35 protein-coding genes are annotated in these 20382 nt (G+C 37.7%); 1 reads left to right on the forward strand and 34 read right to left on the reverse strand.

The genetic code is table 11. The features are described from left to right. Positions 1-5: 5 nt before the first annotated feature. Entirely contained in the window at positions 6-635 is a 630-nt protein-coding gene (gene gerD / locus V1503_RS09530) for a spore germination lipoprotein GerD (RefSeq protein WP_320259547.1), read from the forward strand. A 100-nt stretch (positions 636-735) separates the two neighbouring features. Here the strand turns inward: gerD and salA are convergent, their stop codons facing one another. The 34 genes from salA to rplV form a co-directional block, all read right to left on the reverse strand. Then, complete coding sequence (salA, locus tag V1503_RS09535) at positions 736-1791, reverse strand: iron-sulfur carrier protein/transcriptional regulator SalA (protein WP_410626555.1); 1056 nt, start codon at positions 1789-1791, stop codon at positions 736-738. A 99-nt stretch (positions 1792-1890) separates the two neighbouring features. Beyond that, entirely contained in the window at positions 1891-2604 is a 714-nt protein-coding gene (cwlD, locus tag V1503_RS09540; RefSeq protein WP_214483822.1) for an N-acetylmuramoyl-L-alanine amidase CwlD, read from the reverse strand. 157 nt (positions 2605-2761) lie between these two features. After that, entirely contained in the window at positions 2762-3205 is a 444-nt protein-coding gene (locus V1503_RS09545; protein WP_214483823.1) for a YbaK family protein, read from the reverse strand. Between the two features lie 708 nt (positions 3206-3913). Next, on the reverse strand, positions 3914-4306 hold the full coding sequence (gene rpsI / locus V1503_RS09550) for a 30S ribosomal protein S9 (RefSeq protein ID WP_214483824.1): 393 nt from the start codon (positions 4304-4306) through the stop codon (positions 3914-3916). 20 nt (positions 4307-4326) lie between these two features. Beyond that, complete coding sequence (gene rplM, locus V1503_RS09555; protein ID WP_214483825.1) at positions 4327-4764, reverse strand: 50S ribosomal protein L13; 438 nt, start codon at positions 4762-4764, stop codon at positions 4327-4329. Positions 4765-4912: 148 nt separating this feature from the next. Further along, positions 4913-5662 carry a tRNA pseudouridine(38-40) synthase TruA gene (truA, locus tag V1503_RS09560; RefSeq protein ID WP_320259550.1) on the reverse strand — a complete coding sequence of 250 codons (750 nt, stop codon included), beginning with the start codon at positions 5660-5662 and terminating at the stop codon, positions 4913-4915. A gap of 19 nt (positions 5663-5681) precedes the next feature. Beyond that, positions 5682-6479 (reverse strand): energy-coupling factor transporter transmembrane component T family protein, encoded by a 798-nt coding sequence (locus V1503_RS09565; protein WP_320259551.1) that lies wholly within the window; start codon positions 6477-6479, stop codon positions 5682-5684. Beyond that, positions 6469-7344 carry an energy-coupling factor ABC transporter ATP-binding protein gene (locus V1503_RS09570; RefSeq protein WP_320259552.1) on the reverse strand — a complete coding sequence of 292 codons (876 nt, stop codon included), beginning with the start codon at positions 7342-7344 and terminating at the stop codon, positions 6469-6471. The genes V1503_RS09565 and V1503_RS09570 overlap by 11 nt, the downstream gene beginning before the upstream one ends. After that, positions 7320-8159, reverse strand: a complete 840-nt coding sequence (locus tag V1503_RS09575; RefSeq protein ID WP_410626560.1) for an energy-coupling factor ABC transporter ATP-binding protein — start codon at positions 8157-8159, stop codon at positions 7320-7322. Before V1503_RS09575 ends, V1503_RS09570 begins: the two co-directional genes overlap by 25 nt. 364 nt (positions 8160-8523) lie before the next feature. Beyond that, complete coding sequence (rplQ, locus tag V1503_RS09580; protein ID WP_214483830.1) at positions 8524-8886, reverse strand: 50S ribosomal protein L17; 363 nt, start codon at positions 8884-8886, stop codon at positions 8524-8526. A 75-nt stretch (positions 8887-8961) separates the two neighbouring features. Continuing rightward, positions 8962-9906, reverse strand: a complete 945-nt coding sequence (locus V1503_RS09585; protein WP_320211083.1) for a DNA-directed RNA polymerase subunit alpha — start codon at positions 9904-9906, stop codon at positions 8962-8964. A 194-nt stretch (positions 9907-10100) separates the two neighbouring features. Further along, on the reverse strand, positions 10101-10490 hold the full coding sequence (gene rpsK / locus V1503_RS09590) for a 30S ribosomal protein S11 (protein ID WP_214483831.1): 390 nt from the start codon (positions 10488-10490) through the stop codon (positions 10101-10103). Between the two features lie 19 nt (positions 10491-10509). Next, the gene (gene rpsM / locus V1503_RS09595) at positions 10510-10875 is read right to left on the reverse strand and encodes a 30S ribosomal protein S13 (RefSeq protein WP_214483832.1); all 366 of its coding nucleotides are present in this window, start codon (positions 10873-10875) and stop codon (positions 10510-10512) included. Between the two features lie 21 nt (positions 10876-10896). Then, positions 10897-11010, reverse strand: a complete 114-nt coding sequence (gene rpmJ, locus V1503_RS09600; RefSeq protein ID WP_017473641.1) for a 50S ribosomal protein L36 — start codon at positions 11008-11010, stop codon at positions 10897-10899. A gap of 33 nt (positions 11011-11043) precedes the next feature. Beyond that, the gene (gene infA, locus V1503_RS09605; protein WP_003348578.1) at positions 11044-11262 is read right to left on the reverse strand and encodes a translation initiation factor IF-1; all 219 of its coding nucleotides are present in this window, start codon (positions 11260-11262) and stop codon (positions 11044-11046) included. Then, a complete protein-coding gene (locus V1503_RS09610; RefSeq protein ID WP_214483833.1) occupies positions 11240-11575 on the reverse strand; it encodes a KOW domain-containing RNA-binding protein in 336 nt (111 codons plus the stop codon). The genes infA and V1503_RS09610 overlap by 23 nt, the downstream gene beginning before the upstream one ends. A 16-nt stretch (positions 11576-11591) precedes the next feature. Next, complete coding sequence (map, locus tag V1503_RS09615; protein WP_320211084.1) at positions 11592-12338, reverse strand: type I methionyl aminopeptidase; 747 nt, start codon at positions 12336-12338, stop codon at positions 11592-11594. Next, a complete protein-coding gene (locus tag V1503_RS09620; RefSeq protein WP_320259553.1) occupies positions 12335-12988 on the reverse strand; it encodes an adenylate kinase in 654 nt (217 codons plus the stop codon). Before V1503_RS09620 ends, map begins: the two co-directional genes overlap by 4 nt. Before the next feature lie 49 nt (positions 12989-13037). Continuing rightward, positions 13038-14333: a preprotein translocase subunit SecY gene (gene secY / locus V1503_RS09625; protein WP_214483835.1), complete on the reverse strand. Its 1296-nt coding sequence runs from the start codon at positions 14331-14333 to the stop codon at positions 13038-13040. After that, entirely contained in the window at positions 14333-14773 is a 441-nt protein-coding gene (gene rplO / locus V1503_RS09630) for a 50S ribosomal protein L15 (RefSeq protein WP_214483836.1), read from the reverse strand. Before rplO ends, secY begins: the two co-directional genes overlap by 1 nt. A 31-nt stretch (positions 14774-14804) precedes the next feature. Then, entirely contained in the window at positions 14805-14987 is a 183-nt protein-coding gene (rpmD, locus tag V1503_RS09635) for a 50S ribosomal protein L30 (protein WP_214483837.1), read from the reverse strand. A 13-nt stretch (positions 14988-15000) separates the two neighbouring features. Continuing rightward, the gene (gene rpsE, locus V1503_RS09640; protein WP_214483838.1) at positions 15001-15501 is read right to left on the reverse strand and encodes a 30S ribosomal protein S5; all 501 of its coding nucleotides are present in this window, start codon (positions 15499-15501) and stop codon (positions 15001-15003) included. A gap of 20 nt (positions 15502-15521) precedes the next feature. Further along, the gene (rplR, locus tag V1503_RS09645; RefSeq protein ID WP_214483839.1) at positions 15522-15884 is read right to left on the reverse strand and encodes a 50S ribosomal protein L18; all 363 of its coding nucleotides are present in this window, start codon (positions 15882-15884) and stop codon (positions 15522-15524) included. Between the two features lie 34 nt (positions 15885-15918). Beyond that, a complete protein-coding gene (gene rplF, locus V1503_RS09650) occupies positions 15919-16455 on the reverse strand; it encodes a 50S ribosomal protein L6 (protein WP_410626570.1) in 537 nt (178 codons plus the stop codon). Between the two features lie 29 nt (positions 16456-16484). Next, complete coding sequence (gene rpsH / locus V1503_RS09655) at positions 16485-16883, reverse strand: 30S ribosomal protein S8 (protein WP_214483841.1); 399 nt, start codon at positions 16881-16883, stop codon at positions 16485-16487. Positions 16884-16914: 31 nt separating this feature from the next. Continuing rightward, on the reverse strand, positions 16915-17100 hold the full coding sequence (locus tag V1503_RS09660) for a type Z 30S ribosomal protein S14 (RefSeq protein ID WP_214483842.1): 186 nt from the start codon (positions 17098-17100) through the stop codon (positions 16915-16917). Between the two features lie 32 nt (positions 17101-17132). Further along, complete coding sequence (rplE, locus tag V1503_RS09665; RefSeq protein ID WP_214483843.1) at positions 17133-17672, reverse strand: 50S ribosomal protein L5; 540 nt, start codon at positions 17670-17672, stop codon at positions 17133-17135. A 25-nt stretch (positions 17673-17697) separates the two neighbouring features. After that, positions 17698-18009: a 50S ribosomal protein L24 gene (gene rplX, locus V1503_RS09670; RefSeq protein WP_214483844.1), complete on the reverse strand. Its 312-nt coding sequence runs from the start codon at positions 18007-18009 to the stop codon at positions 17698-17700. Positions 18010-18049: 40 nt separating this feature from the next. Next, positions 18050-18418, reverse strand: a complete 369-nt coding sequence (gene rplN, locus V1503_RS09675; RefSeq protein WP_214483845.1) for a 50S ribosomal protein L14 — start codon at positions 18416-18418, stop codon at positions 18050-18052. Between the two features lie 43 nt (positions 18419-18461). After that, positions 18462-18725 carry a 30S ribosomal protein S17 gene (rpsQ, locus tag V1503_RS09680; protein ID WP_410626574.1) on the reverse strand — a complete coding sequence of 88 codons (264 nt, stop codon included), beginning with the start codon at positions 18723-18725 and terminating at the stop codon, positions 18462-18464. Positions 18726-18745: 20 nt separating this feature from the next. Next, the gene (gene rpmC, locus V1503_RS09685) at positions 18746-18949 is read right to left on the reverse strand and encodes a 50S ribosomal protein L29 (RefSeq protein ID WP_214483847.1); all 204 of its coding nucleotides are present in this window, start codon (positions 18947-18949) and stop codon (positions 18746-18748) included. Next, positions 18939-19373: a 50S ribosomal protein L16 gene (gene rplP, locus V1503_RS09690; protein ID WP_214483848.1), complete on the reverse strand. Its 435-nt coding sequence runs from the start codon at positions 19371-19373 to the stop codon at positions 18939-18941. Before rplP ends, rpmC begins: the two co-directional genes overlap by 11 nt. Positions 19374-19375: 2 nt before the next feature. Further along, positions 19376-20032, reverse strand: coding sequence for a 30S ribosomal protein S3 (gene rpsC / locus V1503_RS09695; RefSeq protein ID WP_214483849.1), 657 nt, complete (start codon positions 20030-20032; stop codon positions 19376-19378). Between the two features lie 3 nt (positions 20033-20035). Continuing rightward, the gene (gene rplV, locus V1503_RS09700) at positions 20036-20377 is read right to left on the reverse strand and encodes a 50S ribosomal protein L22 (RefSeq protein WP_214483850.1); all 342 of its coding nucleotides are present in this window, start codon (positions 20375-20377) and stop codon (positions 20036-20038) included. Between the last annotated feature and the right edge of the window lie 5 nt (positions 20378-20382).

Genomic DNA, 20382 nt, shown 5'->3' on the forward strand with positions numbered 1-20382 from the left:
GAGCAATGAAAACAAACGTGTTGCTCCTATTTATCATAGTCACAATTTTAACAGCTAGTGGGTGCGGACAGCAGGAACAAGCACAAGAATTGGATTATGAACAATCAAAAAAAATGATTGTTGATATTTTAAAGACAGATGAAGGAAAAAAGGCGATTCAAGACATTATGTCTGAGGACGGCATGAAGCAACAATTAATTATGGACCAAACAATTGTTACAGCTGCAATTGAAAAATCACTTACTTCTAAAGAAGCTACTGATTTTTGGAAAGAAAGTCTATCAGATCCTGAATTTGCAGAAAGCTTTGCAAAGGGCCTGCAAGAAGAACAGGAAAAATTAATAAAGGAATTAATGAAAGATCCTGAATACCAAGGAATGATGCTAGAACTATTTCAAAATCCAGAGATGGAACAGCAAACTTTAACTGTGCTTAAAGGTAAAGAATATCGGACTCACCTACAAAAGGTAATAACAGAAACAATAGAAAGCCCCTTATTTAAAGTTAAGATTCAAGAAATTCTATTAAAAGGTGCGGAGGAATTACAAAGCGGTGAAAAGGGCGACGATGAAGAACAAAGCGCTGATAATGAAGAAGGTGGAGATGATTCAGGAGGTAATGGAGGGGGAGGGTAACCTCTTACAAGTGTTTGAAGGAAGCAAATAAAAAGGGTCTACCTTACAATTACAAAAAATTGTAGGGTTGACCCTCTGTCTAATAAGAATTTACGACCATTTATACAATCGATGTAACCCTTTCAGCCATGTTCATATAAATTTTACCAAGTTGATGATCTTCAGCATAAATAGAAGGTGCAAAATCATCATCATCCCAATCTGGTTGCTGTAACGGGAGTTGTCCTAGCAGTTCTGTTTGTAGCTCCTTCGCTAATTTCGTGCCACCGCCATTTCCAAAGACATATTCCTTTTCCCCTGTCAGCTTGCTTTCAAAATAAGACATATTTTCAATGACACCAATAACTTCATGCTCAGTGCGCAGAGCCATAGCACCTGCACGAGCAGCTACAAAAGCGGCAGTAGGATGTGGTGTTGTCACAATAATTTCCTTACAAGAAGGTAGCATAGCATGGACATCTAACGCAACATCCCCTGTTCCAGGAGGTAAATCTAACAATAGATAATCCAACTCGCCCCATTCTACCTCTTGAAAAAAGCTATTAAGCATCTTTCCTAACATTGGGCCTCTCCAAATAATAGGTGCATTATCTTCGACAAAGAATCCCATTGAAACCACTTTTACTCCTAATCTTTCAACAGGAATGATTTTCTCGCCTCTAACAACTGGTCTCTTTGTAATACCCATCATGTCTGGTACACTAAATCCATATATATCAGCATCAACTAGGCCTACTTTTTTCCCTATCCGTGCTAAAGATACAGCTAAATTAACAGAAACAGTTGATTTCCCAACCCCACCTTTACCACTTGCAATCGCAATAAACTTAGTGTTGCTACCTGTTGATAATGGTGAATTACTACCTTCCTCAGAGGGTGATGGGCTTTCCGACTTGGCAGTTTTGTCCTTCGGTAATTCTGAAAAACGCAGCCCAACAGATTTAGCACCGGCATCCTTTAATACTTGTACGATATGTCCTTGTATTTGCAACTGCTCCGATGTACCAATCTTTGATAATGCAATTTTTACACTTACATGCCCTTTCTCTTCTTTAATATTTATGTCCTGGATAGCACCGGTTTCTTCAAAAGTTTTATGTAAAAATGGATCTTTTAATTGACGTAATAGCTCAACTACTTGATCTTTCGTTATCAATTATTACACCGTCCTTTTTGTGTATTCGTTTTCATACGTTCACCTGTTAGTATACCATAATTACATATGACGGCTAAAAGAATTCACAATAATTAACTATTACTCAGGAGCCTTCCCCTCGTTAGAGAAATATCTAATAATCCCTTTATATATGGAAAATGCTAGTTTTTCTTGATATATATCATCAGATAGTAAATCCCTTTCAGCACTATTAGACAAAAACCCTACTTCGACCAAGGAACCAGGTATATTTGCATTTTTCAATAAGTACACACCACTAATTGCCTTAGCCTTTCTCGTAGTATTCTCTAGAGTTGTTCGAAACTCATCTTGTATAAACCTTGCGATTTCCTTATTTTCAATATAATTGGGGTTATAAAACGTTTGTGCCCCCCTATATTTTGATGAAGGTATCGCATTTAAGTGAACACTGATAAATAAGTCCCCTTGCGACTCATTAATCATTTCTGCTCTTTTTTTCAAATCCTCAGTCTTCCTTTTGCTATAGCCCTTTGTACCGCTAGATGCGAGGTCGTGATCATCTTCACGGGTCAAAATAACGAGCGCACCCTGTTCCTGCAGAAGATCTTTCAATAAAATACTAACCTTTAAAGCTACATCTTTCTCAAGCACATCACCACCAACTGCCCCTCCGTCAGGGCCACCGTGGCCAGGATCTAAAATAATTATCTTACCAGATAGAGGTAAATTCCACGATTTCCATGAAGCATTTTCTGTAAACTGGTATTGAACGATTATTAGTAGGATAATAAAGCCTATTAAGTATCCAGCAAATTTCAGTTTTTTCTTCACTTTTTCTCTGCCTCCCACTTTTTCCTTGTAAACACTATATGGGACAAGAGGTAAAAATAGACCATCTAGCTTTATGCCTATCGTTAAAAATGCAAGATGAGCAGAGAAGAACATGATCAACTTATTTTTTTATGTTATAGACACCTATCACCGTTTGCTAGTGCAATTTCATTCGATACCGTTTTTCCCCTTTATAAAAACCTTCATTAAACCAATAACTAACAAAATGTTCGCATGTGTAATACATTGATTCATTCATTAAACTAAAATCATCCACGTTACCCCAATATATAACGTAATCATACAAAGTATTAATTAAATACTTTTCTTCTGTTATACACCTTAGCTTTACCTTTTCTAAAGGTTCACCAAAATAACCAAATCGACTATAGCTTGCTCCCAGCAAATATGATTCTACAGCGACGTCAACACATCCATCCTCAATAGCACTAATCGCCACAACACCTAGCTTGTAAAAATCACTAAAAGTTTGTTCAACTTGTTTTTTTATAATTTCAAGAGATAGCTCTCTTAGCATTTTCCGTTCGTAAATGACTTGCTTTTCCTTCTGCTTTGCAGCAAAAGTTGTTATAACATTCATTTCTTATTCAACCCCTTTTGAAAGTAGTTTACACTTCCCTAAAAGCTTCATACGTTACTGTCTTTACCAATTAAGAAATGTTGAGGACATCTCTTATAACATGCTCCCATTCAGTAGGCACTGCTGATCTTCTTTAGCTAAAAGTAGGCGCTCCATATATCTGTATATCAAGTAGTACGAAAGGCTTTATTCGTAAACTTTGTTGCTTTTTTCATTTACATATAAGTAACTGATGTGTTTAAAGAAAAGGTGCCACGAAGGCTAGTGTATACGTGCTTCTACCTATGAACGAAAAACACCAATTAACACAAAACAGCCATTAGAAAAGAATGCCCTGCTGTTTGACAACGACAAACGTTAGATAGTGTTTTTTGTCTTAATGAAAAGAGGTGGAATGACTTCCTGAGGACATGCGGCGAAACTGCATGTGATCGAACTTTTTTGATATTCCCATCGTTTTAAGGGTTTATTCATCTGAACACTAGTTAGTCATAACATTTAGTGAGTATGTTAATTAAAAATAGTTGAACAAAAGGCTTTTTTATCGTAACCTTTGTTGTTATTATCGATTTTTCAACAGAAGTAATTGGTGTCATACACTCTAGCAGTGTATGTATTACTTAATTCAAAAAACAATAATCAGTAGAAACAGTCAATAAAAAAGACCCCCAACCAATTTGGTTGAGAGTCTTTGAAACGTAAATAAAATTAACGTTTTGAGAACTGTGGTGCACGACGAGCGCCTTTAAGACCGTATTTTTTACGTTCTTTCATACGAGCATCACGAGTTAATAAACCAGCACGCTTTAATGTTGGGCGAAATTCTGGATCAGCTTGTAGTAACGCACGTGCGATACCGTGACGAATTGCACCAGCTTGCCCAGTATATCCACCGCCATGAACGTTAACTAAAACGTCATAAGCACCTGTAGTTTCAGTTGCTTCAAGTGGTTGTTTTACAACTTCTCTTAATGCTGCAAATGGAATATAGTTTTCAATATCACGATCGTTGATCACGATACGTCCGTCACCAGGAACTAAACGTACACGAGCAACAGAGCTTTTACGACGGCCTGTGCCATAATATTGTACCTGTGCCAAATTAATACCCTCCTAAAATATTATCCGCGAAGTTCGTAAACTTCAGGTTGTTGTGCTTGATGTGGATGTTCGTTACCAGCATATACATGTAACTTTTTAAACATTTGACGACCTAATGAGCCTTTTGGTAACATACCACGAATTGCGCCTTCTAGCATTCTTTCTGGATAGTTCGTACGCATTTCAAGCGCAGTTCTTACTTTTAATCCGCCTGGATGTTGACTATGACGGTAATATAGTTTGTCAGTTAATTTCTTACCTGTAAGTTCAATTTTCTCTGCATTGATGATGATTACATGATCACCAGTATCAACATGTGGTGTATAAGTTGGTTTATGTTTACCACGTAAAATCGATGCAATTTCGCTTGCAAGACGACCTAAAGTCTTTCCTTCAGCATCAACCACGTACCATTTACGTTGTACTTCTGCTGGCTTTGCCATAAAAGTTGTACGCATGATTTTCCCTCCTAAATAAAAAAATCCATGATTGGTTACATATATTATTCAACACGATTTTTCCGGGGCTAATCGTGGTTTTAAAATACATACCATATGATATAATAAATCTTTATGAGACTATTGTCAAGAAAATGTTACACCAGGTTTAGTTGTCATAATTCACTTGCCATAAATACAATCCATGAGATGGCGCCGTTTGCCCCGCTAGCATCCGATTTTTTTGCTCTAAAATAGTTTTTATATCCTGAGGCTTTATTTTTCCTTGACCTACTTTTAATAATGTACCGACAAGAATTCTCACCATATTATATAAAAATCCTGACCCATTAAAGTGCAAAATCAGCTCATCGTTTTCTTCATACAAATCTATATAATAAATTGTTCGAACTTTATCTTCTTTTGCTGTTTTAGCTGAACAAAAGCTTGTAAAATCATGAGTACCAATTAAATATTCTTTCGCCATTTTCATAGCTGAAAGATCAAGGGGATATGGATAATGATATACATACTTTCTAGTGAATACATCATATTGTTTTGACCTTAGTATTTTATACCTATATTCCTTTGAAGTTACATCGTAGCGCGCATGAAATGTTGGGTCTACCTGCACGACTTCCTTAATAACAATGTCACCAGGGACAATCGAATTTAATGCAGCGGGCCACCTGTTCGCAGGAATATCTAATGGTGAGTCGAAATGGATGACCTGTCCATAAGCATGAACACCCGAATCTGTTCTTCCTGAAGCATAGATTGCAACATGATGTCCCTTATGAATTTTCATTAAGGCTTTCTCAAGGTAACCTTGCACGGTCCGCTGATTTGGTAGAGTCTGAGTTTGAAATCCATTAAATTGTGACCCATCATAGGCTATTGTACATTTTAAACGTTGCATGATTTTTCTACCTTCTCCATTAACTTCTTAATAAAAATAACAAAACAGATACTAATAAAGGACTAATAATTACAATGGTATCTCTACTATGCCACTGCAATTGATGAAATTTCGTTCTACCCTCACCACCACGATAACCTCTTGCCTCCATGGCTGTTGCTAAATCTTCAGCTCTCTTAAACGCGCTAATAAACAGAGGAATTAACAAAGGAACAATTGACTTTATTCGATCTTTTATTGGTCCACTTGTGAAGTCTGCTCCCCTAGCTGTTTGAGCCTTAATTATTTTTTCTGTTTCTTGCATTAATGTCGGTATAAACCGAAGTGATATAGACATCATTAAAGCAATCTCATGAACAGGCAAACCAAACCGTTTGAATGGGTTTAATAGACTTTCCATCCCATCTGTAATTTCTATTGGTGTTGTCGTTAACGTAAGCATAGACGTCATTAAAATCAAATTTAAAAAACGCAGGGAGATAAATACACCTTGCCTGATGCCTTCTTCATAGATTTCAATCCATCCTAAACTAAATAATAGTGCACCTTCCTTAGTTACAAAAATATGTAATATGAAAGTAAAAATAATAATCCAAAATATGAGTTTTAGCCCTTTCAAAATAAAGCGAATAGGTATTCGAGTTAGCAACATCATACCTATTGTATATAAACATAAAATCCCATATGTAAGCTCATTATTTGCTAAAAAAACAACTATGACATAAAGAAATATTAATGATAATTTCGACCGAGGGTCCAACTGATGGACAATTGAAGAACCTGGTACATACCTACCTATTATAATTTTATCCATCATGCTGCTTCACCTTACCCATAATCAATTGTGCTTGTTCTAGTGCATCGTCGATCGTAAGGCATGTGGACGATAGCTGAATACCAAATTTGCTTTCTAGCTTCATCTTGAACTTTAATGCTTCCGGAACATCTAACCCTAGCTTGACTAGCTCCTGTGGCTGAGAAAATACTTCTTCTGGTTTCCCCTTCATTCTAATCGTACCATTATCCATGACAACAATCTCATCAGCATACTTTGCTGCATCCTCCATGCTATGAGTTACCAATACCGTCGTTATCTTCTTCTGTTGATGTAGTTTATAGAACATATCCATTATCTCTGTACGCCCTCTAGGATCTAACCCAGCTGTTGGCTCATCTAACACAAGAACTTCTGGTTCCATTGCTAAAACTCCAGCAATTGCTACTCTTCTCATTTGACCACCACTTAAGTCAAAGGGTGACCTTTGCAAAAATTCACTTGGTAATCCAACTAACTCCAACGCTTCCTGTGCCTTCTTCTTCGCTTCTTTCTCTGAAACACCAAAGTTAGTTGGACCAAAACATATATCTTTTTCTACTGTTTCCTCAAATAATTGATGTTCAGGAAATTGAAATACAATGCCAACTTTTTGTCTAAGCTTCTTTATCTTTTTATTCTTTTTCTCAGAGTCGATTGTCATATCACCAACGGTTAAACTTCCTACTGTCGGTTTTAATAGCCCATTCAAATGTTGTAACAAAGTCGATTTTCCTGAACCAGTGTGTCCAATGATTGCTAGAAAAGTTCCTGAATTAATAGCTAAATTAATATCGTAAAGTGCTAATCGTTCAAGAGGCGTATGTTGATGATATTTATGTTCTACATTTTGTATTGTAATGTCCATAATTCATCCACCAATCCTTCATCTGTTAAATGATCAACTGTCAAAGGAATACCTGCTCGCCTCATTTTTTTACTAAGTCTAACGGAGAAAGGAAGATCAAGACCTATATTAACGAGCTCCTTCTCTAAAGCAAAAATATCTTCGGGTCGTCCCTCCGTGAAAATATTACCCTTATTCATAACCAATATACGATCAGCTTTACTTGCTTCATCCAAATCATGCGTAATTGAAATGACAGATATAACTTGCTCATCTTTAAGTTTTCTAATTGTTCTCAAGACTTCTTCTTTCCCTTTAGGATCAAGCATAGATGTCGCTTCATCTAAAATAATAATATCAGGCCTCACAGCTAACACACCAGCAATTGCAACTCTTTGTTTCTGTCCTCCGGAGAGATTATGTGGCTCTTGATCAACAAACGCTTCCATTTTCACTCTATTAATTGCTTCTTCCACGCGATCTACCATTTCCGAACGTTCTACCCCATTATTTTCTAACCCAAAAGCTACATCATCAATGACAGTTGTACCAACAAATTGGTTGTCTGGATTTTGGAACACCATACCAATTTTCTTACGAACATCCCAAATCGACTCATTTGTAAGTGTGATACCGGCCACTGATACTTCTCCAGACTCTGGTATTAACAACCCATTCAATATTCTCGCTAGTGTTGATTTTCCAGAACCATTATGGCCTACAATTGCTAACCATTCACCATTTTTAAGTGAAAATGATATATCTTTTAACGCATAATGTGATTGGTCATTATAACGAAAGGAAACACCTTTGACTGATAATAGTTCATTCCCCATATCCTTTCCTCCTCTATTATTCGACATATTTCCTAAGAAATAAAAAAAACTTTATTGCATCATTAGTTCTGATGGTAAGATGAGGAGACTTAAAGAAGATATGCACTGAGGGTGGACAGTTCGTTAAGCGTAGACTCTCGATTTACCTCAATCCGCCTAATAATTTTCAAGGGTAATTGTAATGCCCCTTGTTGGCCCCTGCTATCATTATAAAGAGAAAAATATGAAGCATCATAGTTTAGACATTTATTGATAGTATAAAAACAATAGCAAAAAAGGGCATAGATTCAGTCATTAAAACTGTCCTGCCCTCATTTACTCATACAAAGATGTTCAAAAATCTCCTTTTGAACATTCAGTAGTATTAAACTAATTCAATAATAACCATTGGTGCTCCGTCTCCACGACGTGGTCCCATTTTCATAATACGAGTGTAACCACCTTGGCGTTCTTCATAACGTGGTGCAATATCGCCAAATAATTTTTGAAGAGCGTCGTCACCTGTTTCTTCATTCGCAACTTCATTACGAATAAATGCTGCAGCTTGACGGCGAGCATGTAAATCTCCACGCTTACCTAAAGTTATCATTTTATCTACAAGAGAACGTAATTCTTTTGCACGTGTCTCTGTTGTTTGAATGCGTTCATTGATAATTAAATCAGTAGTTAAATCACGTAGTAACGCTTTACGTTGAGCGCTTGTACGTCCTAATTTACGATATGACATGAGATGTCCCTCCTTTTTAGAGTGTTATCATAGCAGTAAGGAAAACATGAAAATGGCTAGTTAAGAGTCTCATAACTAGTCATCTTTTCGCAATCCCAACCCTAACTCATCAAGCTTTGCTTTAACCTCTTCTAAAGACTTACGACCTAGGTTTCGTACTTTCATCATGTCTTCTTCGGTTTTATGAGCTAGTTCTTGTACAGTGTTAATACCTGCACGTTTTAAACAATTATAAGAACGAACTGAAAGATCTAATTCTTCAATTGTCATCTCAAGCACTTTTTCTTTTTGGTCTTCTTCTTTTTCAACCATGATTTCAGCATTTTGTGCTTCGTCAGTTAAACCAACAAAAATATTTAAGTGCTCAGTCAAAATTTTCGATCCAAGAGCAATAGCCTCTTTAGGACCTGTACTTCCATCTGCCCATACGTCAAATGTTAGTTTATCAAAATTTGACAACTGACCTACACGAGTGTTTTCAACTTGATATGAAACACGAGATACCGGTGTGAAAATCGAATCAATTGGAATCACCCCTATTGGTTGATCCTCACTTTTATTTGCATCAGCTGAAGTATATCCACGTCCACGTCTTGCGGTTAATCTCATACGCAAATGACCATCTTTTGCTAAAGTAGCGATATGAAGGTCAGGGTTAAGAATTTCCACATCACTATCATGTGTAATATCAGCAGCTGTTACAGCTCCTTCACCTTGTATATCAATTTCAAGCGTCTTGTCCTCGTCTGAATAAATTTTCAATCCGAGTTTCTTTACGTGTAAAATAATAGACGTTACATCTTCCACGACGCCTTCAATTGTTGAGAACTCATGCAGTACACCATCTATTTGAATAGATGTGACAGCTGCACCAGGTAGTGAGGATAATAGAATACGACGTAAGGAGTTACCCAAAGTTGTACCATATCCACGCTCAAGTGGCTCGATGACGAATTTACCGTATTTGGCATCATCGCTGATCTCAACCGTTTCGATTTTTGGTTTTTCAATTTCTATCATTACAAACCCTCCTTCAAAACGTCGAAACCCCGGCTAGACAATTTAATGTTAGTTTGTCTATGGATGTCTAACCGAAATTCCCCAATAATAAGTTCCCGAATGTGCACAACAACTAAAATAATTAATCTGTTTCGCAATAAAAATGATTTATCATAACCCATTATTGACATGAATTCAAAATCTATACAGAGAAATTATACACGGCGACGTTTTGGTGGACGACATCCGTTATGTGGAACAGGTGTAACATCCTTAATTGCAGTAACTTCAAGTCCTGCTGCTTGAAGTGCACGGATAGCAGCTTCACGTCCAGCTCCAGGTCCTTTTACAGTTACTTCAAGTGTTTTTAAGCCATTTTCTATAGAAGTCTTAGCAGCCGTTTCTGCAGCCATTTGAGCAGCAAAAGGAGTAGATTTTTTAGAACCTTTGAAACCTAATGCACCGGCGCTAGACCAAGAAATCGCGTTACCATGAACGTCAGTGATCGTAACGATTGTATTATTAAACGTTGAACGAATATGTGCAATACCAGACTCAATATTCTTTTTCACACGACGTTTACGTGTATTTGTTTTACGTGCCATTTCTTAAGAACCTCCTTTACTATTTCTTCTTATTCGCTACAGTACGACGTGGACCTTTACGTGTACGAGCATTATTTTTAGAATTTTGTCCTCGAACTGGTAATCCACGACGATGACGAATTCCTCTATATGAACCGATTTCGATTAGACGTTTAATATTTAATGATACTTCACGACGAAGGTCACCCTCTACTTTATAGCCGTCGATGATATCACGGATTTTCCCTAATTCTTCTTCAGTTAAATCACGCACACGAGTATCTTCTGAAACTCCTGCATCAGCTAGAATTTTCTCTGCTTTTGTGCGTCCAATACCAAAAATATATGTTAATGATACTACAACACGTTTATCACGAGGAATATCTACACCAGCAATACGCGCCATTATACGTGCACCTCCTTATGCTTATCCTTGTTTTTGTTTATGTTTTGGGTTTTCACAAATAACCATTACTTTTCCATTTCTGCGAATAACTTTACATTTTTCACAAATAGGTTTAACTGATGGTCTTACCTTCACTGTTCTAACCTCCTTGGTAATAACGGAGTTTAATTATTTAAAGCGGTACGTAATCCGTCCGCGAGTTAAATCATATGGTGATAATTCTACAGTAACTTTATCTCCTGGTAAGATTCGAATGAAATGCATACGAATTTTACCTGAAACATGTGCTAATACTGTATGTCCGTTTTCAAGTTCTACCTTAAACATTGCATTTGGTAATGTTTCTACGACAGTACCTTCAACTTCAATTACATCGTCTTTCGCCATCTAAAAGCTCTCCCTTCTTCAAATCAGTAACTTGCTCATTGACAAACTTTGTTAATGCATAGCGCAATTTCCCGTTTGTCACACGACCAGTTTCACTTATACTGTTCTGAACTTCCGGAGATACGTAATCAAAAAACTCAAGGTGTTGAATATTCTTCTTTTTTGGCCGATCATATTTTCGCTTTTCTCCATCCGCAAGTAAAACAAATCGCTCATCAACACTTTTTATAATTATTGCATACTGTCCAGCGTCTCTGCCTTGAGTGATTAAAACAAACTGACCTATGCGCGGACTCGAATCAGAATCGTTCAACTATTATCACCTTCACTTAGGCTTTTGTTAAAATTTCATAACCAGTCTCTGTAATAACAATCGTATGCTCAAAATGTGCACACATTTTACCATCAACCGTTACAACTGTCCAGTCATCTGCTAGCGTTTTTACATATCGACTACCTGCATTTATCATCGGCTCAATCGCCAATACCATCCCTGGTTTCAATCGCGGCCCTTTATTTGGTGGACCATAATGTGGTATTTGAGGATCTTCATGCAAATCTTGACCAACACCGTGGCCTACATACTCACGAACGACTGAGAAATTATTTTCTTCAGCATACGTTTGGATCGCATGAGAGATGTTTGATAACCTTACATGAGACTTAGCTTCTTTTAAACCCTCATATAATGAATTCTCAGTCACATCTAAGAGCCTCTGTGTTTCTTCAGTAATATTCCCGACTGGATATGTCCAAGCAGAATCACCGTGATATCCATTGTATTTAGCCCCAATGTCTATGCTGATGATGTCTCCATCTTTTAAGACACGATCACCAGGAATACCGTGAACTAACTCTTCGTTGACTGAAGCACATATACTCCCGCGAAAACCATTATACCCCTTAAATGATGGTATTGCATCATGTTTCCGAATAAACTCTTCAGCAATTGTATCCAATTGCTTAGTAGTAATACCAGGTTTAATATGTTTCTGTAATTCCTTGTGAGTCAAAGCAACGATACGGCCTGCTTCACGCATTATTTCTATCTCACGTGGGGTCTTACAAATAATCATTTAGATATGCCTCCAAGCAATTTATCTATATCTACAAATACTTTATCAATTGCTTGTTGTCCATCAATGTTTTGTAAATAACCTTTTTGCTTATAGAAATTTAATAAAGGCTCTGACTGTTTAATGTTTACCTCTAGGCGAGTTTCTACAGTAGCCTCATTATCATCAGCACGTTGATATAATTCTCCTCCACACTTGTCGCAAACGCCCTCTTGTTGTGGTGGATTAAATACTAGATGATATGTGGAACCACAGTTCTTGCAAATTCTTCTACCTGTTAAACGATCTAATAGTATAGATTTATCAACATTTATATTGATAACAAAATCTATCGTACTGTTCATGGCATGTAGCAATTGTTCTAACGCCTCTGCTTGAGCGACTGTTCGAGGGAAACCATCTAACAGGAAGCCATTTTTACAATCATTTTTACCTAATCTTTCACGAACAATACCTATTGTAACTTCATCAGGAACAAGTTTGCCCTCATCCATAAAAGCCTTTGCTTTTAAGCCTAATTCAGTTCCTTCACTTATAGCAGCACGGAACATATCTCCTGTTGATATGTGAGGAATATTATACTTGCTAACAATTTGCTCTGCCTGCGTACCTTTACCAGCACCAGGGAGCCCCATTAATACGAGATTCATATGTGTTCACCCTCATCTAACAATGAGGAAATGGGAGAACCCCAAAACCTCATGACTTAATAAATCCTTTGTAATGACGTTTTACAAGTTGGCTTTCAAGCTGTTTCATTGTCTCAAGTGCAACACCAACAACGATGAGCAAGCTTGTTCCACCAATTTGTACTGATTCCGGAAGGCTTGTAAATTTAATAAAAATAATAGGAAGAACAGAAATTGCAGCTAAGAAAATAGAACCTACAAATGTAAGACGATATAGTATCCGAGTTACATATTCTTGCGTATTTATCCCTGGACGAATTCCAGGAATATACCCACCTTGTTTTTTAAGGTTTTCTGCCATTTGCTCAGGATTAACTTGAACAAACGTATAGAAATAGGTAAATGCAATAATTAATGCAACATATATTGTCATACCAACAGGTTCGGTATACCTGAATGTATTTTCAATCCACATAGTAACATCGTTTTGTCCAAAGAAAGATGCAATTGTTGGTGGTGTAATAATAAACGATACTGCAAAGATAACAGGTATTACACCCGCAGCATTTACTTTTAAAGGTAAATGAGTAGATTGTCCTCCAACTGGACTACGACCCACTAAGCGTTTTGCATATTGAATTGGAATTTTTCGAAATGCTTGTTGGATGAAAATAACACCAACGACGATTGCAACGATCGCGAGTAGTAATAATACTACCGTAACGATACGTAAGAATAGCTGTTCTCCAGCACCTTCAAATTGTGTTGCATACACTTGGTTAGCGATATTAGGAATGCCTGCCACAATCCCAGCAAAGATGAGGATGGAAATTCCATTACCAACACCGTGAGCTGTTATTTGTTCACCTAACCACATTAAAAAGGCAGTTCCAGCCGTCAATACTAATGCTATTAACAAATAAGTTGGAATGCCAGGATTCTCAATTAAAGCCCCGTTCGACATAGTGTTAAAGCCAATGGACATACCAATAGCTTGAATAAATCCAAGAACTATTGTGCCGTAGCGGGTAAACTGAGCTAATTTACGACGACCAACCTCACCTTGTTTTGACCATTCAGTAAACTTTGGAACAACATCCATTTGAAGTAATTGAATGATAATGGAAGCAGTGATATAAGGCATAATTCCCATTGCAAAGATGGAAAAGTTCTGTAATGCTCCTCCACCAAATGTATTCAATACTCCAAATAGATTGTTTTCTCCTGTAACCTGTAGTACTTCAGCATTGATGTTGGGAACAGGAATAAACGTCCCTATTCTAAACACAACTAGCATTAACAAGGTGAATATTATTTTCTTTCTTATATCACCAACGCGCATAAAATTGGAGATTGTTCGGAACATTAAATCACCTCAGTTTTACCGCCTGCAGCTTCAATTGCTTCTTTTGCAGCAGAAGAGAATTTGTGAGCTTTAACAGTAAGCTTTTTCTCAACTTTTCCTTTTGCAAGGACTTTCAAACCCGATTTAAGCTTACTTACTACACCTGTTTCAATTAATAATTCAGGTGTTACTTCCGTACCATCTTCAAAACGGTTTAATGTTTCAAGATTAACGACCGCATACTCTTTTCGGTTAATGTTCGTAAAACCACGTTTAGGTAGTCGTTGAAACAAAGGTGTTTGACCACCCTCGAATCCTGGACGTACGCCACCGCCAGAACGAGACTTTTGACCTTTTTGGCCTCTACCAGATGTTTTACCATTACCAGTAGCAATACCACGTCCTACACGATTACGAGTTTTACGAGACCCTTCAGCTGGTTTAAGTTCATGAAGTTTCATCAGGGCACCTCCTTATTTACTCATGTTAAAATTATTGTTCTTTTACCGTAACTAAATGTGCAACTTTGTTTACCATGCCGCGAATTGCAGCATTATCTTCATGTACGACCGTTTGATGCATTTTTTTCAAACCTAAAGTTTGAACAGTAACTTTTTGATCTTTAGAACGGCCAATAACACTTCTTGTGAGGGTGATAGCTAATTTCTTTGACATTTCATTTCCCCCCTTATCCTAACAATTCTTCAACTGATTTTCCACGCAACTTTGCAACGTCTTCAGCGCGTTTCATATCCTGAATACCACTAATTGTAGCACGAATCATGTTAATAGGTGTATTTGAACCTAAAGATTTTGATAGGATGTCATGTACACCAGCTAACTCTAATACTGCACGTACAGGACCTCCTGCGATAACTCCAGTACCTTCAGAAGCAGGCTTTAACAAGATTTCTCCAGCGCCAAATCGTCCGATAACTTCATGTGGAATTGTTGTACCAACCATAGGTACAGTAACAAGATTTTTCTTAGCATCTTCTATAGCTTTACGAATAGCTTCTGGAACCTCTTGAGCTTTACCAGTTCCAAAACCAACGTGACCGTTTTTATCACCAACAACAACAAGTGCAGCAAAACGGAAACGACGTCCACCTTTCACTACCTTTGCTACGCGGTTTACGGTAACAACACGTTCTTCAAGTTCTAGTTTACTTGGATCAACACGGACCATCTGTATCCCTCCTTTGACAATTAAAATTCTAAGCCATTTTCACGAGCTGAATCAGCTAACGCTTTAATACGTCCATGGAATAGGTATCCTCCACGATCAAAAACCACTTCTTTAATACCTTTTTCTGACGCGCGTTTAGCAACTAACTCGCCAACTTTTTGCGCTGCGTCAACATTACCTGTTGACTCAATGCTTAATTCTTTATCTAAAGTAGATGCACTTGCAAGTGTAACACCATTCACATCATCGATTACTTGCGCATATATGTGTTTGCTAGAACGAAACACATTCAAACGCGGGCGTACAGCTGTTCCTGAAATTTTCGCACGAACACGTCCGTGTCTTTTTTTACGAACTGCATTCTTATCAGGTTTTGTAATCATACTATGCCACTCCTTTCTTATACACTAGGCGGTATTACTTACCAGTCTTACCTTCCTTACGACGTACATATTCGCCTTCATAACGAATTCCTTTACCTTTATAAGGCTCTGGTGGACGTACATCACGAATGTTAGCAGCTAAAGCTCCAACACGTTCTTTATCAGTACCTTTAATAACAATTTTTGTATTCGCAGGCACATCTATTTCGATCCCTGCTTCAGGTTCGATTTCAACAGGATGAGAGTAACCAACATTTAGGATTAGCTTTTTACCTTGCTTTTGTGCACGGTAACCTACCCCGATCAATTCTAGTCCTCTTTCATAGCCCTTAGAAACACCTTCAACCATATTAGCAAGTACGCTACGAGTCGTTCCATGTAATGAGCGGTGCTCTTTTGAATCAGATGGTCGAACAACTGTTACAGCGTTCTCTTCTATTGTTAATTCCATATCTGCATGGATTGTACGAGTTAATTCACCCTTCGGTCCTTTAACAATAACGTTTTTGTTTTCCTCAGTTACTGTTACACCTGTAGGGATAAGAATTGGTTTTTTACCAACGCGTGACATAAATTACACCTCCATTCTAAAAAAACTTTTTACCAAACGTAAGCTAGTACTTCTCCGCCTGTTTGCTTTTGACGAGCTTCTTTGTCACTTAACACACCTTGAGAAGTAGACACAATCGCAATACCTAAACCGTTAAGTACACGAGGTACCTCATCAGCTTTAGCGTATACGCGTAAACCAGGTTTACTAATACGTTTTAATCCAGTAATTACACGTTCATTATTTGCACCATACTTTAAGAAAATACGGAGAATACCTTGTTTGTTATCTTCAATAAATTCCACATCACGAACAAAACCTTCACGTTTTAAAATATCAGCGATATCTTTCTTCATGTTTGAAGCAGGAACCTCTAATTTGTCGTGACGTACCATGTTCGCATTGCGAATACGAGTAAGCAAATCTGCAATAGGATCTGTCATCACCATAATATTTTTACCTCCTTCCCATATCTGGGTTTTACCAACTTGCTTTTTTTACACCTGGGATATGTCCCTTATATGCTAATTCACGGAAACAAATACGGCAAAGTTTAAATTTTCTTAGCACTGAATGAGGACGACCACATCGTTCACAACGTGTGTACTCGCGCACTTTAAACTTTTGATCACGTTTTTGTTTTACGACCATTGATTTTTTAGCCACATTTTCGCCTCCTTATATTTAGATGGCACTGATTACTTTTGGAACGGCATACCCATTTGAGTTAATAATTCACGAGCTTCTTCATCAGTATTTGCAGTGGTTACGATAACGATATCCATACCACGAACTTTCGAAACTTTATCATATTCAATTTCAGGGAAAATCAATTGTTCTTTAATCCCTAATGTATAGTTACCACGACCATCGAATGATTTTTTAGATACACCACGGAAGTCACGTACACGTGGAAGTGCAACAGACACTAGTTTATCTAAAAATTCATACATACGCTCACCGCGTAAAGTTACTTTCGCACCAATTGGCATTCCTTCACGAAGACGGAAACCAGCGATAGATTTCTTTGCTTTTGTAACTACAGGCTTTTGACCAGTTATTGTTGTTAATTCTTCAACAGCATTATCTAATGCCTTTGAATTTGCAACTGCATCTCCAACACCCATATTTACAACTATTTTTTCAAGTTGAGGTGTTTGCATAACTGATTTATAACTGAACTTACTCATAACACTAGGAGTAATTTCTTTTTGATATTTTTCCTTTAGGCGGTTCATAATAGTACCTCCTTTCTACAACTAATTATTTATCTAATAATTCACCAGATTTTTTTGCATAGCGTACGTTTTTGCCATCAACTTGCTTATGTCCAACACGCGTAGGTTCACCCGACTTTGGATCTAATGGCATAACATTTGATACATGGATAGGTGCCTCTTGGCTGTTAATCCCACCTTGGGGATTAGCTTGTGAAGGTTTAGAATGCTTCTTCACAATATTCACACCTTCCACAAGAACTCTACTTTTCTTTGGGAATGCAGCAAGGATAACTCCTTGTTTACCTTTATCCTTACCTGAAATCACAAGTACTTTATCACCTTTTTTTACATGCATCTTATCTGCACCTCCTTGATAAGGCATTTCATTTTTCAAATTAAAGAACTTCAGGAGCTAATGATACAATTTTCATGAAGTTGCTATCACGTAATTCACGAGCTACCGGCCCAAAAATACGAGTACCACGTGGACTTTTATCGTCACGGATAATCACGCATGCATTTTCGTCAAAACGGATGTATGAACCGTCTGGGCGTCGCGCTCCTTTTTTTGAACGTACAACAACAGCCCTAACTACTTCACCTTTTTTGACAACGCCTCCTGGTGTTGCTTGTTTCACTGTACAAACAATTACATCACCAATATTTGCATATTTACGTCCAGAGCCACCTAGAACTTTAATCGTTAACACTTCACGAGCCCCAGAATTATCAGCAACTTTCAACCGAGATTCTTGTTGAATCATTCACGAAACCTCCCTTCGGATATAAAATTCATCCGACCTTGTATTATATAATTACCGCTTTTTCAACTACTTCTAATAAACGGAAACGTTTTGTTGCAGATAGTGGACGTGTTTCCATTACTTTAACTACATCGCCAACTTTTGCAACATTTTGCTCATCATGTGCTTTGAATTTCTTCGAATACTTAACACGTTTACCATATAGCGAATGAGTTTTGTATGTTTCAACTAATACAGTAATTGTTTTATCCATTTTGTCAGATACAACACGACCTGTATATACTTTACGTTGGTTGCGTTCACTCATTTAAGTAAACCTCCCCTCATTTATCGATTATTCACACCGATCTCTCTTTCACGTATCACAGTTTTCATACGAGCGATCGATTTACGTACTTCGCGTATACGAGCTGTATTTTCAAGTTGTCCAGTCGCTAGCTGGAAACGCAAATTGAATAACTCTTCTTTTAAAGACTTAACTTTTTGTTCAATTTCGGCAGTGGTAAGGTCACGAATTTCATTAGCTTTCATTAGATTCACCACCAATTTCTTCTCGTTTTACAAACTTACATTTTACTGGAAGTTTATGTGATGCAAGACGAAGTGCTTCACGTGCTACCTCTTCAGGTACACCTGATATTTCAAACATAATCTTACCTGGTTTTACAACAGCAACCCAGCCCTCTGGAGCACCCTTACCGGAACCCATTCGGACTTCTAAAGGTTTAGCTGTATATGGCTTGGATGGGAATATTTTAATCCATACTTTACCGCCACGTTTCATATAACGTGTCATCGCAATACGAGCAGCCTCGATTTGGCGGTTAGTAATCCAAGACGCTTCTAGCGCTTGTAAGCCGAACTCACCGAAGTTTACTTCAGTGCCGCCTTTTGCACGACCGCGCATTTTCCCGCGGTGTTCGCGACGATACTTAACGCGTTTTGGCATTAACATGATTATTTTCCTCCTTCCTTTTTATTCTTCTTTGTAGGAAGGACCTCTCCACGATAAATCCATACTTTAACGCCTAATTTACCATAAGTAGTATCAGCTTCAGCTGTACCGTAATCTATGTCAGCACGGAGTGTATGAAGTGGAACTGTTCCCTCACTGTAATATTCTGCACGAGCGATATCTGCACCACCTAAGCGTCCAGATACCATTGTTTTGATCCCTTTTGCTCCAGCGCGTAAAGCACGTTGAATTGCTTGCTTTTGCACACGACGGAAGGACACACGGTTTTCTAATTGACGAGCAATATTGTCTGCTACTAATTTAGCGTCTAAATCAGCTCTCTTGATTTCTACGATATTAAGGTGGACACGTTTACCTGTTAACGCATTTAACGCTTTACGAAGTGCTTCAACTTCTGATCCACCTTTACCAATAACCATTCCTGGTTTTGCAGTGTGAACTGAAATATTTACACGGTTAGCCGCGCGTTCAATTTCCACTTTTGATACAGCAGAGTCACTTAATCTTTTAGTAATGTATTCACGAACCTTAAGGTCTTCATGCAACAAGTCTGCATAGTCCTTATCAGCATACCACTTTGATTCCCAATCACGGATGACTCCTATACGCAAACCGACTGGATTTACTTTTTGTCCCACTGATTATCCCTCCTTCTTTTCTGATACCACTACAGTAATGTGGCTCGTACGTTTATTAATTTGACTAGCACGTCCCATTGCACGAGGGCGAAAACGTTTCATAGTCGGGCCTTCGTTCACATACGCTTCTTCAACAACTAAATTATTAACATCCATCTCATAGTTGTGTTCTGCGTTTGCAACAGCTGATTTTAATACTTTTTCTACTATTGGAGAAGCCGCTTTGTTTGTTAAGCGTAAAACTGCTAATGCTTCACCAATTTGCTTTCCTCGAATTAAGTCCGCTACTAAGCGAGCTTTACGAGGCGCAATTCGAACTGTTCTTGCAACAGCTTTTGCTTGCATTTAGG

It is taken from the genome of Nanhaiella sioensis (genome assembly GCF_046557775.1).
In the GTDB taxonomy this organism is placed as follows: domain Bacteria; phylum Bacillota; class Bacilli; order Bacillales; family SM2101; genus Nanhaiella; species Nanhaiella sioensis.

Coding starts and splice junctions, on each gene's coding strand:
- rplF (WP_410626570.1), bottom strand. CDS start 16,455: ATGTCACGCGTTGGTAAAAAACCAATTCTTATCCCTACAGGTGTAACA.
- gerD (WP_320259547.1), top strand. CDS start 6: ATGAAAACAAACGTGTTGCTCCTATTTATCATAGTCACAATTTTAACA.
- rplN (WP_214483845.1), bottom strand. CDS start 18,418: ATGATTCAACAAGAATCTCGGTTGAAAGTTGCTGATAATTCTGGGGCT.
- rpsM (WP_214483832.1), bottom strand. CDS start 10,875: ATGGCGCGTATTGCTGGTGTAGATATTCCTCGTGATAAACGTGTTGTA.
- V1503_RS09585 (WP_320211083.1), bottom strand. CDS start 9,906: ATGATAGAAATTGAAAAACCAAAAATCGAAACGGTTGAGATCAGCGAT.
- V1503_RS09565 (WP_320259551.1), bottom strand. CDS start 6,479: ATGATGGATAAAATTATAATAGGTAGGTATGTACCAGGTTCTTCAATT.
- rpsK (WP_214483831.1), bottom strand. CDS start 10,490: ATGGCACGTAAAACAAATACACGTAAACGTCGTGTGAAAAAGAATATT.
- rplE (WP_214483843.1), bottom strand. CDS start 17,672: ATGAACCGCCTAAAGGAAAAATATCAAAAAGAAATTACTCCTAGTGTT.
- V1503_RS09620 (WP_320259553.1), bottom strand. CDS start 12,988: ATGAATCTCGTATTAATGGGGCTCCCTGGTGCTGGTAAAGGTACGCAG.
- V1503_RS09575 (WP_410626560.1), bottom strand. CDS start 8,159: ATGGGGAATGAACTATTATCAGTCAAAGGTGTTTCCTTTCGTTATAAT.
- map (WP_320211084.1), bottom strand. CDS start 12,338: ATGATTATTTGTAAGACCCCACGTGAGATAGAAATAATGCGTGAAGCA.
- rpmC (WP_214483847.1), bottom strand. CDS start 18,949: ATGAAAGCTAATGAAATTCGTGACCTTACCACTGCCGAAATTGAACAA.
- rplM (WP_214483825.1), bottom strand. CDS start 4,764: ATGCGTACAACTTTTATGGCAAAGCCAGCAGAAGTACAACGTAAATGG.
- rplP (WP_214483848.1), bottom strand. CDS start 19,373: ATGTTAATGCCAAAACGCGTTAAGTATCGTCGCGAACACCGCGGGAAA.
- rpsQ (WP_410626574.1), bottom strand. CDS start 18,725: ATGAGTGAACGCAACCAACGTAAAGTATATACAGGTCGTGTTGTATCT.
- truA (WP_320259550.1), bottom strand. CDS start 5,662: ATGCAACGTTTAAAATGTACAATAGCCTATGATGGGTCACAATTTAAT.
- rplV (WP_214483850.1), bottom strand. CDS start 20,377: ATGCAAGCAAAAGCTGTTGCAAGAACAGTTCGAATTGCGCCTCGTAAA.
- rpsH (WP_214483841.1), bottom strand. CDS start 16,883: ATGGTGATGACAGATCCTATTGCAGATTTGCTTACTCGTATTCGCAAT.
- rpsE (WP_214483838.1), bottom strand. CDS start 15,501: ATGGTCCGTGTTGATCCAAGTAAACTAGAACTTGAAGAACGTGTTGTT.
- rplX (WP_214483844.1), bottom strand. CDS start 18,009: ATGCATGTAAAAAAAGGTGATAAAGTACTTGTGATTTCAGGTAAGGAT.
- secY (WP_214483835.1), bottom strand. CDS start 14,333: ATGTTCCGAACAATCTCCAATTTTATGCGCGTTGGTGATATAAGAAAG.
- infA (WP_003348578.1), bottom strand. CDS start 11,262: ATGGCGAAAGACGATGTAATTGAAGTTGAAGGTACTGTCGTAGAAACA.
- V1503_RS09570 (WP_320259552.1), bottom strand. CDS start 7,344: ATGGACATTACAATACAAAATGTAGAACATAAATATCATCAACATACG.
- rpmD (WP_214483837.1), bottom strand. CDS start 14,987: ATGTCAAAGAAATTAGCTATCACCCTCACAAGAAGTGTTATTGGCCGT.
- rplQ (WP_214483830.1), bottom strand. CDS start 8,886: ATGTCATATCGTAAATTAGGACGTACAAGCGCTCAACGTAAAGCGTTA.
- rplO (WP_214483836.1), bottom strand. CDS start 14,773: ATGAAACTTCATGAACTTAAACCAGCTGAAGGGTCTCGTAAAACTCGT.
- rplR (WP_214483839.1), bottom strand. CDS start 15,884: ATGATTACAAAACCTGATAAGAATGCAGTTCGTAAAAAAAGACACGGA.
- V1503_RS09545 (WP_214483823.1), bottom strand. CDS start 3,205: ATGAATGTTATAACAACTTTTGCTGCAAAGCAGAAGGAAAAGCAAGTC.